Here is an 11,989-nt window from a genome sequence, read left to right as displayed (position 1 = left end):
TCATGAAGCCGTCAATTTTAATTGTCGACGATGAGCAGGAGATTGTAAAAGCACTGACACGGTTGTTGGTCAAACATTACCGCGTTCACGGTTTTACAGATCCGCAAAAAGCACTGGCATTTTTCAAAGAGTCGCCAACCCATGTTGTACTGAGCGATATGAAAATGCCTGAATTAAATGGTGTGGAGTTAATGGCAAAGATTTATGACATCAGTCCTAAATCACGTCGCGTTATTTTAACTGGCTATGCGGATGCTGAAATGGCTCAAGCGGCAATTAACCATGGGCATGTACAAGCTTACCTAGGTAAACCGTGGAGCAATGACGACTTAGTCACCACCCTTGAGCGCCTAATCAATGAGTTAAAGCAAGAAAATAAGCGCGCCTTGGCAGTGAAAAAGCTCAAGCGGAAAAACCAATACCTCAAAGATAAGAGTGAAGCCAATGAGCTGCTAAACACTATGATGTTGTCGACTAATGAACAGTCGCAGCAACAAACCGAGCGTTTGGTTAGCTCGCATAACGATTTGATTAACCTGTCGGCGAACTTGGTGGCTAGCCACACTCAAGACAACTTAGGACATGCCAATCGCATTGCTCGCCAAGCAAAAGTATTGGCTGAGCGAATGGCATTGCCGCTTGAGTTTACGACAACAATTTACTTAGCTGGCCTGTTCTATCGCATTGCCCTTACCGAGCAAGATGCTAACTTGTCAGGGTTACCGCTGTTAGCGTTAAAACCGCAACAGCTGCATATTTGGCAGCGCCTTCCTCAGTTAAGCAGTGATATTTTATTTGATACGCCAATGCTTGTTGCTAGCGCAAAAATTATCAGCAATGCTTATTTTGTTTGGGGGAGCGAGCACTGCCAGCTGGACGATATCGAACTCTTTCAACAAGACAACACTGCACTGGCTGCGGCCGCTAAAATACTTTCTCTGGTGGTCTTTCTCGACTTGTATATTTGTGGGCAAATTGATGGTGAGTTACATCACCCTGTAGCGGCGTTTAAATCGTTAACCCCGCTGATGCGACAGTACTTTAGCCATAAGCTCATTCAAGAAGCGGAGAAAATGTTATGCCAGTCATTGGCTGAGCATCACTATGAGTTACCTCGTACCATCGGGCAATTGCGCCAAGGGCAAGTGCTAGCACAAGATGTATTTGATCGATTAGATCAATGCTTACTGACTCAAAACTCTGTGCTTACTCAAGCGAATTTAGAGGCATTAAGCCAATTGCAGGAAGAATGTGAAGCGCCGATCTTGGTTTTTATTTATTCAACGGCACCGAACGACCAAACAGTGCCAAAGGCTAATCAAAAAGCAGGTATCGAGGCAACGGTGTAAAAGTAAAGGCAGAGCAGCAGAAATAAAAAATCCAGCACTAGGCTGGATTCTTTGTTTGGTATAAACACTGTTCAGGACGAAGGGTATACTGCGTTGACATGGAGGTCAAGGCGCAGTATTACCGATTACTCACCAATTATTCGCCGTCAAGGAAGCTTTTTAGCTGCTCTGAACGAGAAGGGTGGCGAAGCTTGCGTAATGCTTTTGCTTCGATTTGACGAATACGCTCACGCGTTACGTCAAACTGCTTACCGACTTCTTCTAGCGTGTGGTCAGTATTCATGTCGATACCGAAACGCATACGCAATACTTTTGCTTCACGGGCGGTTAGGCCCGCAAGTACTTCGTGTGTTGCGTGTTTCAAGTTTTCAGATGTCGCTGAGTCCACTGGCAGTTCACCGCTACCGTCTTCGATAAAGTCACCTAAGTGCGAATCTTCATCATCACCGATAGGCGTTTCCATTGAAATTGGCTCTTTGGCAATCTTCAATACTTTGCGGATCTTGTCTTCTGGCATCACCATGCGCTCTGCCAACTCTTCTGGGGTTGGCTCGCGACCCATTTCCTGAAGCATTTGACGAGAGATACGATTAAGTTTGTTAATCGTTTCAATCATGTGCACCGGAATACGAATGGTACGTGCTTGGTCAGCAATTGAACGGGTGATGGCTTGGCGAATCCACCAAGTTGCATAAGTGGAGAACTTATAACCACGGCGATATTCGAACTTATCAACCGCTTTCATTAGACCAATGTTACCCTCTTGGATAAGGTCTAAGAATTGTAAACCACGGTTGGTGTATTTTTTCGCGATTGAAATAACAAGACGTAAGTTCGCCTCAACCATTTCTTTTTTCGCGCGGCGCGCTTTCGCTTCACCGATTGACATACGACGGTTAATATCTTTAATACCGTGTACGTTTAAGAAGGTTTCTTCTTCTAACTGCTTGAGTTTTAAGATACTGCGCTCAACATCCATTTCGATGTCAGACAAGCGTTTTGCGTAACTTTCACCCGAGGCTTTTTGTGCTTCAAACCAGTCTAATGACGTCTCATTACCTGGGAAGATTTTAATGAAGGTCGCTTTTGGCATACCCGCACCAACCACGCAGTGCTTCATGATCAAACGCTCTTGCACACGTAGGCGATCCATTACGTCACGCATGTTCTTAACAAGGCGGTCAAACACTTTAGGTACTAAGCGGAATTCTTTGAAAACGTCAGCTAATGCATCAATGGCTTTTTCTGAATCAGCATGGCCACGACCTTTAGCGTCAATTACCTTGTTCGCTGCTTCGTACGCTTCGCGCAGGGCAGTGAATTTTTCTTTGGCAACTTCCGGATCTGGCCCCGTATCTGCTTCTTCTTCGCTATCGTCGCTGTCATCGCCGTCGTTTGATTCTTCTAAATCTGCATCTTCATCAGCAAGATCTTCATCAGATAACTCTGAACCGACGTGCGTTGCCGCAGCGGCAACGTCATCATCTTCTGCATCTGGGTCAAGGAAGCCAACAATAATGTCACTCAAGCGAATTTCTTCAGCAACAAAGTTGTCCCATTGATCCAATAGGAAGTTAATCGCAGGTGGGTACTCAGCGACAGAGCGTTGTACTTCTTTGATACCTTCTTCGATACGCTTGGCGATAACAATTTCGCCTTTGCGGGTTAGTAGTTCAACCGTACCCATTTCGCGCATGTACATACGCACTGGATCGGTAGTACGGCCGATTTCGCTTTCTACCGTGGCAAGTGCTTGGGCAGCAGCCTCGGCAGCGTCTTCATCCGTATTAGCCTCGCTCATCATCAAGGTATCAGCGTCAGGTGCATTTTCAAAAACCTGAATACCCATGTCGTTGATCATGCGAATGATGTCTTCTACTTGATCGGAATCGATAATGTCTTGAGGGAGGTGATCGTTAACTTCTGCAAAAGTTAAATAACCTTGTTCTTTACCTTTGGTTATTAACTCTTTAAGTCTAGATTGTGGGGCTTGATCCATTGACGAATGTCCACCTATTTATGGCTATCAAAATTAGAACAGTAAGCGACAAATTCTAGCAAGTTGACGATAAAATTGCCAGCGCTTTAGCTGTTTACTGCGTTACTTATTGTTAGGAGATGTTAAAGTGATTGCTCGTTTAACAACGCCTGTAATTCTCTTTTTTCACCTGCTGTTAGTTGGTTCAGTCGCCCTTTTTGCAGCAGCAATTCGGTACGCTGTTCCACTAAAGTGTTCAGCAGTTTTTCAATGCTATCTAGGAATACGTCCTCGGCATTGTCAGCGTTTATTTGATGTTCCCAGCACAGTAATTTAGCCAGTTGTTTGCCTTCATCACGGTCGCGAAACATTTCAATAATTTGACCGCTGTTGATATTGGGGTTGCGCGTGCAAATTTCAAGCAATTCCGTTAATAAACTTATGCCGGGTTGATCTAATTGGCTGAGCACGTGCGGATTGGGGAGTGCTTGTGCCAAATTTGGCGACTCTAATAAAAGTGCAATGGCCAACCTGGCAGGCGTTGTTCGCGTTGGCGTATTGGCTCTTGCTTGCGCCTTTGCTGGCGACGGCGCCGCTTGGCTAAGTTGTTTAGCCAAGTGCTCACTACCCGTACCGAAATTGTTGGCAATTTCGTTGATTAAGGTTTCTTTTAAAATGCTGGCAGGCATTTTATTTAAATACGGCTGGAATGATTCCGCCAGCGATGCGCGCCCCTCTAAGCTGGTCATATCCACTTTGGCAATTAAGTTTTCTAACAAGAATTTAGACAGCGGCTGCGCTTGGTTTAGCACTTGTTCAAAGGCTTGTTGACCTTGCTGGCGTACCAAGCTGTCAGGGTCTTCACCGTCGGGCAAGAAGACAAATTTTAGTGACACGCCGTCTCGAACCAAGGGCAGGGCGTTATCCATGGCACGCCATGCCGCTTCGCGGCCTGCGCGGTCACCATCGTAGCAGCAAATCACTTCATTGACGGTGCGAAACAGGGTTTGCAATTGCTCAGCTGTGGTTGACGTGCCAAGTGACGCGACTGCGTAATCAATGCCGTGTTGTGCCAGCGCTACGACATCCATATATCCTTCGACAACGACTAAGCGTTGTAAGTTTTTATTCGCTTGTTTCGCTTCGTACAGGCCATAGAGCTCTTGGCCTTTGTGATAAATTCTGGTTTCGGGGGAGTTTAAATATTTTGGGGTGCCATCGCCGAGTACTCGGCCACCAAAGCCAATCACTTTGCCTCGTTTCTCGCGAATGGGAAACATAATGCGACCGCGAAATCTGTCGTAAGGGCGACGACCATTGTCACTTTCAATTGCCATCCCCAAATCAACCAACTGTTTGGCTAATTGCTGGTTATGGGCAAAGGTATTCATCATGCCATCCCAGTTATCTGAGATGTAACCGATACCAAAGCGCTTGGCGATTTCGCCAGAAAGGCCACGACTTTTCAGGTAATTAATGGCGACGTCTTTGTCGCTGGCGACGCGCAGTTGTTGTTGATAAAAGCGTGAGATTTGCTCCAGCAACTGATAATCACTTTGCTTTTGCTGTTGTGCTTGTTGATATTTGCGCTGTTGCTCTGGCGTGTGGCTACGCTCTTCGCGCGGTACTTCCATCCCTTGCATTGACGCCAATTCTTCAATCGCGTCAACAAAATCAAGGCGGTCGTACTCCATTAAAAACGAGACAGCATTGCCGTGCTCACCACAGCCAAAGCAGTGATAAAACTGTTTGTCAGGGCTGACGCTAAACGAAGGTGTTTTCTCGGTGTGAAATGGGCAGCAAGCTTGGTAATTTTTACCCGCTTTTTTTAAGGTAACGCGCGCATTGATAAGCTCTACGATATCAGTGCGAGCAAGCAAGTCATCTATAAATTGTCGTGGGATTAATCCGGCCATGGCTGGGAACAAAACTACCTAAGTTATTATCATTATAGCGGCAATGCGAGTCGAGATTTTATGGAATTTATCCAAAGAGAAATACCCGCATAACAGGCCATTTTGACATAAAAAAACCGTGATGCAAAACATCACGGCTTTCTTTGCATATCGCTTGTTGCTTTTAAAGCAACAAGAAAATTATGCGTTTAAAGTTGCTCTAACTTTACCACTGACAGCGCCTAAATCGGCTTTACCTTGCATTGCAGGTTTTAATACTGCCATGACTTTGCCCATATCCGCCATTGAACTGGCACCTGTATCGGCAATAGCATCAGAAATCATTTTTGCGATTTCTTCGTCGGTAAGAGGCGTAGGTAAAAAGGCTTCTAATGCGGCAACTTCGGCTGCTTCATTAGCGGCTAACTCTTCACGACCACCTTCGGTGTACATAGTAATCGACTCTTTGCGTTGCTTAACCATTTTGGTTAGCACGGCAATAATACCAGCATCATCGAGCTCAGTTTTATTGTCGATTTCCGCTTGTTTGATTGACGAAAGCGCCATACGGATTGCACCAAGTTTAATTTTTTCCTTGGCGCGCATTGCGACTTTCATTTCATCTTTTAATTGAACAAGCAAACTCATGTCTTCAGTCTCAAGCAAGTTGACTAATTAATGTTTTAACAGCGTAAAACAGTGATTAGTACATACGAACGCGACGTGCGTTCTCACGAGATAATTTCTTAGCAGCGCGCTTAACAGCAGCAGCTTTCTTACGCTTACGCTCCCAAGTCGGCTTTTCGTATGACTCGCGACGACGTACTTCAGAAAGGATACCTGCTTTCTCACAAGAACGTTTGAAACGACGTAGTGCAACGTCAAATGGTTCGTTTTCTCTTACTTTAATTACTGGCATATGCCTCTTACCTTAATATTTCTATATAAATCTATAAACGCTTTCGGTCTTAATCAGTTTAAGCAACCTAACGTTTATACGCTCATATTGGTTAATTGGGGCGCGCATTCTATGCCGAATAGTGAAGTTTGTAAAGACAAAACGCATTTTGATAATGAAAAGTTATAAAAGCCTTTTTAATAAAAGCTACATTGATAAAAGTGCCGACAGGTTGGCTTTTTTATCTTCATAGTTTGTATAGCTATAAATGCCCAGTTACTGCTAAAATCGCGCCCCAGCATTTTTACTCTGGCCGCCGTCAAGGCGTGCCAAGGTCAGCAGGTGACAAGGCGGCTAATTTAAAATATAAGTAGGCCGAAAAGTGACTAGGTTAAAAGGTAAATAGGTTAACAGCATGCGAATTTTAGGTATTGAAACATCCTGCGACGAAACAGGAATTGCGATTTATGACGAAGCACAAGGCATTATGTCGCACCGTCTGTTTAGCCAAATAGCGGTTCACGCTGATTATGGCGGCGTTGTACCTGAATTAGCGTCGCGTGACCATGTGCGTAAAACTATTCCGTTAATCAAAGAAGTCTTAGCCGAAGCTCAGCTGACCCCGCAAGACCTTGATGGTGTTGCTTACACTGCAGGGCCAGGATTGGTTGGTGCATTACTCGTCGGTTGCTCTATTGGTCGCAGTTTAGCTTATGGCTGGGAGTTACCCGCTGTGCCAGTTCATCATATGGAAGGACATTTACTTGCGCCTATGCTAGAAGATGAGGTGCCAGAGTTTCCTTTTGTCGCGCTGCTAGTCTCTGGTGGTCATACTATGCTGGTGCGAGTGGATGGCATTGGTCATTACGAGCTACTTGGTGAGTCTGTTGATGATGCTGCCGGTGAGGCGTTCGATAAAACCGCCAAGTTACTAGGGTTAGATTACCCCGGTGGGCCAGTGCTGGCGAAAATGGCAGAAAATGGTACTCAAGGGCGCTTTAAATTTCCTAGGCCGATGACTGACCGGCCGGGCTTAGACTTTAGCTTTAGTGGCTTAAAAACTTTTGCCGCTAACACCATTGCCAAAGAAGATAATAGTCCACAAACCTACGCGGATATCGCTTACGCGTTCCAAGAAGCTGTGGTTGATACCTTGGCGATAAAGTGTCGTCGCGCATTAGAGCAATGTGGCTTAAAACGTTTAGTGATTGCTGGCGGGGTAAGTGCCAATATCTCGCTTCGTCAAAAACTGGAAGCCGTGACCGACAAATTAGGTGGCAAGGTGTACTATCCTCGCCCAGAATTTTGCACTGATAACGGTGCCATGATCGCTTATGCCGGTATGCAGCGTTTAAAAGCCGGCGTTTCTGCTGACTTAACGTTTAAAGCAACGCCACGTTGGCCGTTAGATACTTTGCCTGCTATTTAGGCTTGTAATTTTAGTCTGAAATTTAGCTCTGAAAGTTAACTCAGCGATCTAACTAGACGCTCATCTAGAGACGACTGATTTGCGGCTCGGTGCCTTTAATCAGTCGGCTAATATTTTCTTTGTGGCGCCAAATAATCAATGCCGAAAGCATCAACACCGGGTAGACATATAAAGGTTTGAGTAGCCACACATATAGCGGTGCCAGTGTTACAGTGACAATGGCGGCAAGGCTTGAATAGCGAGTAGATTTCGCCACGATAATCCAGGTTAAAAGCAGTAAAATACCTAAATCAATACCAATCGGCACCAGCACGCCAAAGGCGGTCGCCACGGCTTTGCCGCCTTTAAATTCAAAAAAAATCGGGTACATATGCCCAAGACAGGCTGCTACCGCTACCACCCCCAACCATATCGGCTCTAATCCTAAAAAGTATCCGCTCCAAACGGGCAGTGTGCCTTTTAATACATCCAACAGCAGTACGGTGGCCGCCGTGGCTTTATTACTGATGCGCAAGACATTAGTCGCGCCCGGGTTTTTTGAGCCGGTAGCACGCGGGTCAGGGAGATTGAGCAAACGACAAATCAAAATGGCACTTGAGATAGAGCCAAGCAGGTAGGCAATGACTATCATGGCTGTCGTAATGATCATCTCTTCCTTAATCCATTGGTCTGTGGGGATTTGTCTGCTGGTTGGTCATTCTAGCGCTTATAGCACTGGTTTTTCTATACCCTGACGGGTAAACTCGCGGTTAAATTTAGCAAACTCGCAGATAGCTGGGAATACGAGTGGATAAAGTTTTTATTGAAGGACTTAAAATACAAACCACGATTGGTTTTTATGAGTGGGAAAAGCAAATCAAACAAACACTAGTGATTGATTTGACCATGGGATGGAACACGCGATTAGCGGCAGAAAACGATGAACTGGCAAAAACGCTAGATTACGCTGAAATTTCTGTAGAACTGGAAAAGTTTGCCAATAAAAACCCAGTCGATTTGTTGGAAACACTGGCCGAGCGCATGGCAAATTTTCTGATCACTGAATATCAAATTCCTTGGCTAAAGCTGGCGATTGGTAAGCCAGGAGCTGTGCATAACGCGCAAACTGTTGGCGTAGAAATAGAACGTGGTCATTTAAGTTAATGGCGCAAATTTATATTTCACTTGGCTCCAATGTCGAACGTGAAAAATACGTGATTAAAGGGCTAGATGATCTTGCCAGTGCATTCGGAACACTTAGTGTGTCATCACTATATGCGTGTGAAGCCGTTGGTTTTGACGGCCCTGAATTTTACAATCTAGTGGTGGGAGCCAATACGGCAATGTCGCTTTGTGAAGTGGCGAAGTTACTTCGAGAAATTGAATACGCCAATGGCCGAAGCCCCAATGCCGTTAAGTTTAGCCCGCGCACCTTGGACTTGGATTTACTGTTGTATGACGACTGTATTGCCGAGTCACCCGCACAAATTCCACGCGATGAAATATTAAAAAATGCTTTTGTGCTTTGGCCGTTGGCGGAGGTCGCACCGAGCTTACTTCACCCCATCACCAAACAGAGTTTTATGGCGCACTGGCAAGCCTTTGACCAAAGCAGCCAACAAATTCAACAACTGCCACTGCCATGGCAGCAACCCGTTTTACACAACTAATTAGCGTTACCAATCATCATTATGGATATTATCGAAATTATACTTTTGGCATTGATACAGGGATTGACTGAATTTTTGCCAATTTCTAGCTCTGCTCATCTTATTTTGCCGTCACAACTCTTTGGCTGGACAGATCAAGGGCTGTCATTTGACGTTGCCGTGCATGTTGGGTCACTGCTGGCGGTAATGATCTATTTTCGCGAAGAAGTGGGGCGCATGTTTATGGCATGGGTTAGCTCATTTTCAAGCAAGGGCAGAGCCAGTGACAATTTTGACGGCAAGCTCGCTTGGTGGATCTTATTCGCAACCATTCCCGCTGGTTTATTTGGGCTATTCGGCAAAGACTACATCGAAGAATATTCGCGCTCTGTACTCGTTATCGCGGCGACGACAATACTCTTTGGCGTATTGCTGGGTTTTGCCGATATCAAAGCGAAGCAAAATGTTTCGTTGGAAAAATTGGGTTTTAAAGGCGCAATGCTGATAGGTGTTGCTCAGGCCATTGCCATTATTCCGGGCACATCACGCTCTGGCATTACCATGACCATGGGCTTAATGCTGGGGTTAAGCCGTGACAACGCGGCGCGTTTTTCATTTCTGCTTTCCATCCCAGCCATTGCCATGGCGGGCAGCTACTTAACGTATAAAGCAATCAGTGAATCTCAGCCATTGGTTTGGTCAGATGTTGGTTTAGGGGCTTTATTGTCGTTTGTCAGTGCTTATGCTTGTATTCACTTCTTTTTAATTTTGATCAACAAGTTAGGCATGATGCCGTTTGTTATTTACCGTTTGCTTTTGGGCACAGGTTTGCTCTTCTTTGCGTTTAGTTAAGGCTATAAATTAGCCCCAATCCTGTTTTGCCAGATAGGGTTGATATTCTGTACAAGGATATGTTGAACCCGCATTGAAATGTGATGTCTGTGAGTCATTTTATGAAAGCGTATTTTTATGTCAGCGAACCAACGCAACCATTTGATCCCTGTTCTCTGGAAGCACTCGTTAATAGCGCGATGGTAAAGAACGCGGCCTACAATATTACCGGCTTTTTATGCTACCAAGATGTCTTCATTCAGTATTTTGAAGGTGATTGTAAAGCCGTTGACGCCTTGTTTGATGTCTTAAAAAAAGACCCTCGTCATACAATTTTAAATTACATTACGTTTGAAGACATAGACCATCGTCAGTTTCCCACTTGGCGCATGAAGTTGATTGGGAGAAATGCACTTAATCAAGATTGTGTAGAGCCTTTGTTATACAACAAGTTGGCTCGTGCGAGTGGCGCTGTGCTGGAACCCGCGAATTGGCGCAAGCAAGTGTGGTTGGCCATTGAACACATTGCGAGTCAACCTGGGACAACTGTGGGCTAGCTGTGAAAGAGAGCTGGTAGATTGGGGCAGCCACTTGTTTCTGCTGGGCATTGCCCCAACTATAAAACACATAAGCAATTACTGAGGATAAAACGTGAATCCTAACGCTGTATCACTAACGCTAGAAAATTTTCAGCAGGTCGTACTGGAAGACAGTAAAGAGAAATTAGTACTTGTCGCTTTTTGGGCTGAGCAAGTACCAGAGAGTCTTGAGTTAAGAGACAAACTCGCCAGTCGAACTGCGCCAGTAGGGGAGCATGTTATTTTTGCTGACGTTGACTGCCAAGCTCAGCAACAAATCGCGATGCAATTTGGTATACAGGGCTTGCCTACCGCTGTATTGGTTAAAGCTGGTCAGCCGATTGATGCACTATCTGGTCCGCAACCAGATGAAGCAATAGAGCAGTTTCTGGCCAAACATCTGCCGCAACCGCAAGATGAATTACTCGCGCAAGCACAGGCCGCGTTAGCTGCCGGTGATAATGCTCAAGCGTATACTGCTGCAAAGCAAGCTTATGAGCTGGATAACACGCGCGCAGACATCAAACTGGCGTTGGCTGATGCCTGTGTGGGGACAGGTAAGACTCAAGATGCTCAAGCCTTGCTCGAGACAATAATGATGGTGGATCAAGACAGCTACTACCAAGCCGTTGTTGCCAAGCTTGAATTAGCGAATGAAGCGTCAAACTCTCCTGAATTACAGGCATTGGAAGCAAAACTTGCTGAAAACCCTGATGACAGTCAATTAATTCAGCAATTAGCCGCGCAATACAGCCAAGTCAATCGACATGAAGACGCATTAGCCTTGTTGTTTAAGCGAGTACAAACGGTGAGAGATGACGCCGACAGTAAAAAGTTACTGCTTGATGTGATGAAAGCACTGCCAGATGGCGACCCTTTGGTAAGCCTATATCGCCGTAAGCTTTATACCTTGATGTATTAGCACTGTATTTGTTTACTAGATGCTAACCAGATTTAAGCCGCATTAGCGGCTTTTTTCTCAGTGAAATTTAAAAGGCGTTAAACTAAAAGCACGGTTAACCGCTGATAAAAACTGATGCCATCTCAAAGTCACTTCATTTCAAATTTAACGTCACATTAAGAAACCCTATGAAACGAATCGTCTTGTACACTATGCCACGCTGCCCACACTGTGATACTGCAAAACGTTATCTGGATGAGCACAACATCGCTTATCGCTTGGTTAATGTAAAAACGCCTGCCGGGCAAAAAGAGCTGCACCGATTGGGGTTTCGCGCCGTGCCTGTGTTAAAAATTGGCGATCAGTTACTCAATGGTTTTTCAATTAAAGACTTCAAACGCTTAGTGAAAAACTAGTGGCATAATCTCGTGACATACCAGTGAAATTTTTTTCGCTGGATTCGGCTCTCATTGAGTTATCAATAGCGATTTTTTACATATGT

Annotated in this window: 13 protein-coding genes; 8 read left to right on the top strand and 5 right to left on the bottom strand. The window is 45.1% G+C overall.

The window, feature by feature from the left end; all coding sequences use genetic code 11:
• The first annotated feature begins 2 nt into the window (after window positions 1-2).
• Window positions 3-1,349, top strand: coding sequence for a response regulator (locus DXX93_RS16500; RefSeq protein WP_116009065.1), 1,347 nt, complete (start codon window positions 3-5; stop codon window positions 1,347-1,349).
• Between the two features lie 136 nt (window positions 1,350-1,485).
• Here the strand turns inward: DXX93_RS16500 and rpoD are convergent, their stop codons facing one another.
• From rpoD to rpsU, 4 genes are all read right to left on the bottom strand, one after another.
• Window positions 1,486-3,348, bottom strand: a complete 1,863-nt coding sequence (gene rpoD, locus DXX93_RS16495; protein ID WP_116009064.1) for an RNA polymerase sigma factor RpoD — start codon at window positions 3,346-3,348, stop codon at window positions 1,486-1,488.
• 122 nt (window positions 3,349-3,470) lie between these two features.
• Entirely contained in the window at window positions 3,471-5,243 is a 1,773-nt protein-coding gene (gene dnaG, locus DXX93_RS16490) for a DNA primase (protein WP_116009063.1), read from the bottom strand.
• Window positions 5,244-5,423: 180 nt separating this feature from the next.
• A complete protein-coding gene (locus tag DXX93_RS16485; RefSeq protein WP_116001187.1) occupies window positions 5,424-5,870 on the bottom strand; it encodes a GatB/YqeY domain-containing protein in 447 nt (148 codons plus the stop codon).
• 55 nt (window positions 5,871-5,925) lie between these two features.
• Window positions 5,926-6,141 (bottom strand): 30S ribosomal protein S21, encoded by a 216-nt coding sequence (gene rpsU / locus DXX93_RS16480; protein ID WP_074500846.1) that lies wholly within the window; start codon window positions 6,139-6,141, stop codon window positions 5,926-5,928.
• 394 nt (window positions 6,142-6,535) lie between these two features.
• Here rpsU and tsaD point away from each other — a divergent pair, with 394 nt between their 5' ends.
• Window positions 6,536-7,549: a tRNA (adenosine(37)-N6)-threonylcarbamoyltransferase complex transferase subunit TsaD gene (tsaD, locus tag DXX93_RS16475; protein WP_116009062.1), complete on the top strand. Its 1,014-nt coding sequence runs from the start codon at window positions 6,536-6,538 to the stop codon at window positions 7,547-7,549.
• Between the two features lie 64 nt (window positions 7,550-7,613).
• On the opposite strand, the gene plsY is transcribed toward tsaD, so the two are convergent.
• A complete protein-coding gene (gene plsY, locus DXX93_RS16470) occupies window positions 7,614-8,198 on the bottom strand; it encodes a glycerol-3-phosphate 1-O-acyltransferase PlsY (protein ID WP_374188932.1) in 585 nt (194 codons plus the stop codon).
• A 137-nt stretch (window positions 8,199-8,335) separates the two neighbouring features.
• On the opposite strand from plsY, the gene folB reads away from it, so the two are divergent.
• The 6 genes from folB to DXX93_RS16440 all read left to right on the top strand — a co-directional run bounded on the left by folB (window position 8,336) and on the right by DXX93_RS16440 (window position 11,903).
• Complete coding sequence (gene folB / locus DXX93_RS16465; protein WP_116009061.1) at window positions 8,336-8,692, top strand: dihydroneopterin aldolase; 357 nt, start codon at window positions 8,336-8,338, stop codon at window positions 8,690-8,692.
• Window positions 8,692-9,198, top strand: a complete 507-nt coding sequence (gene folK / locus DXX93_RS16460; RefSeq protein ID WP_116009060.1) for a 2-amino-4-hydroxy-6-hydroxymethyldihydropteridine diphosphokinase — start codon at window positions 8,692-8,694, stop codon at window positions 9,196-9,198. The genes folB and folK overlap by 1 nt, the downstream gene beginning before the upstream one ends.
• Before the next feature lie 21 nt (window positions 9,199-9,219).
• Window positions 9,220-10,029: an undecaprenyl-diphosphate phosphatase gene (locus DXX93_RS16455; protein WP_116009059.1), complete on the top strand. Its 810-nt coding sequence runs from the start codon at window positions 9,220-9,222 to the stop codon at window positions 10,027-10,029.
• A 101-nt stretch (window positions 10,030-10,130) separates the two neighbouring features.
• The gene (locus tag DXX93_RS16450) at window positions 10,131-10,565 is read left to right on the top strand and encodes a BLUF domain-containing protein (protein WP_181902240.1); all 435 of its coding nucleotides are present in this window, start codon (window positions 10,131-10,133) and stop codon (window positions 10,563-10,565) included.
• A 94-nt stretch (window positions 10,566-10,659) separates the two neighbouring features.
• On the top strand, window positions 10,660-11,508 hold the full coding sequence (locus tag DXX93_RS16445; protein WP_116009057.1) for a tetratricopeptide repeat protein: 849 nt from the start codon (window positions 10,660-10,662) through the stop codon (window positions 11,506-11,508).
• A gap of 167 nt (window positions 11,509-11,675) precedes the next feature.
• Window positions 11,676-11,903, top strand: coding sequence for a glutaredoxin family protein (locus DXX93_RS16440; RefSeq protein WP_116009056.1), 228 nt, complete (start codon window positions 11,676-11,678; stop codon window positions 11,901-11,903).
• Window positions 11,904-11,989 lie beyond the last annotated feature (86 nt).

The organism is Thalassotalea euphylliae (assembly GCF_003390335.1).
Taxonomy (GTDB): Bacteria; Pseudomonadota; Gammaproteobacteria; order Enterobacterales; family Alteromonadaceae; genus Thalassotalea_F; species Thalassotalea_F euphylliae_B.
The sequence above is the reverse complement of the archived record's forward strand: the minus strand, read 5'-3'. Positions and strand labels throughout refer to the sequence as shown.

Coding starts and splice junctions, on each gene's coding strand:
- folK (WP_116009060.1), top strand. CDS start 8,692: ATGGCGCAAATTTATATTTCACTTGGCTCCAATGTCGAACGTGAAAAA.
- DXX93_RS16500 (WP_116009065.1), top strand. CDS start 3: ATGAAGCCGTCAATTTTAATTGTCGACGATGAGCAGGAGATTGTAAAA.
- dnaG (WP_116009063.1), bottom strand. CDS start 5,243: ATGGCCGGATTAATCCCACGACAATTTATAGATGACTTGCTTGCTCGC.
- plsY (WP_374188932.1), bottom strand. CDS start 8,198: ATGATCATTACGACAGCCATGATAGTCATTGCCTACCTGCTTGGCTCT.
- DXX93_RS16485 (WP_116001187.1), bottom strand. CDS start 5,870: ATGAGTTTGCTTGTTCAATTAAAAGATGAAATGAAAGTCGCAATGCGC.
- DXX93_RS16450 (WP_181902240.1), top strand. CDS start 10,131: ATGAAAGCGTATTTTTATGTCAGCGAACCAACGCAACCATTTGATCCC.
- DXX93_RS16455 (WP_116009059.1), top strand. CDS start 9,220: ATGGATATTATCGAAATTATACTTTTGGCATTGATACAGGGATTGACT.
- rpoD (WP_116009064.1), bottom strand. CDS start 3,348: ATGGATCAAGCCCCACAATCTAGACTTAAAGAGTTAATAACCAAAGGT.
- rpsU (WP_074500846.1), bottom strand. CDS start 6,141: ATGCCAGTAATTAAAGTAAGAGAAAACGAACCATTTGACGTTGCACTA.
- tsaD (WP_116009062.1), top strand. CDS start 6,536: ATGCGAATTTTAGGTATTGAAACATCCTGCGACGAAACAGGAATTGCG.
- DXX93_RS16440 (WP_116009056.1), top strand. CDS start 11,676: ATGAAACGAATCGTCTTGTACACTATGCCACGCTGCCCACACTGTGAT.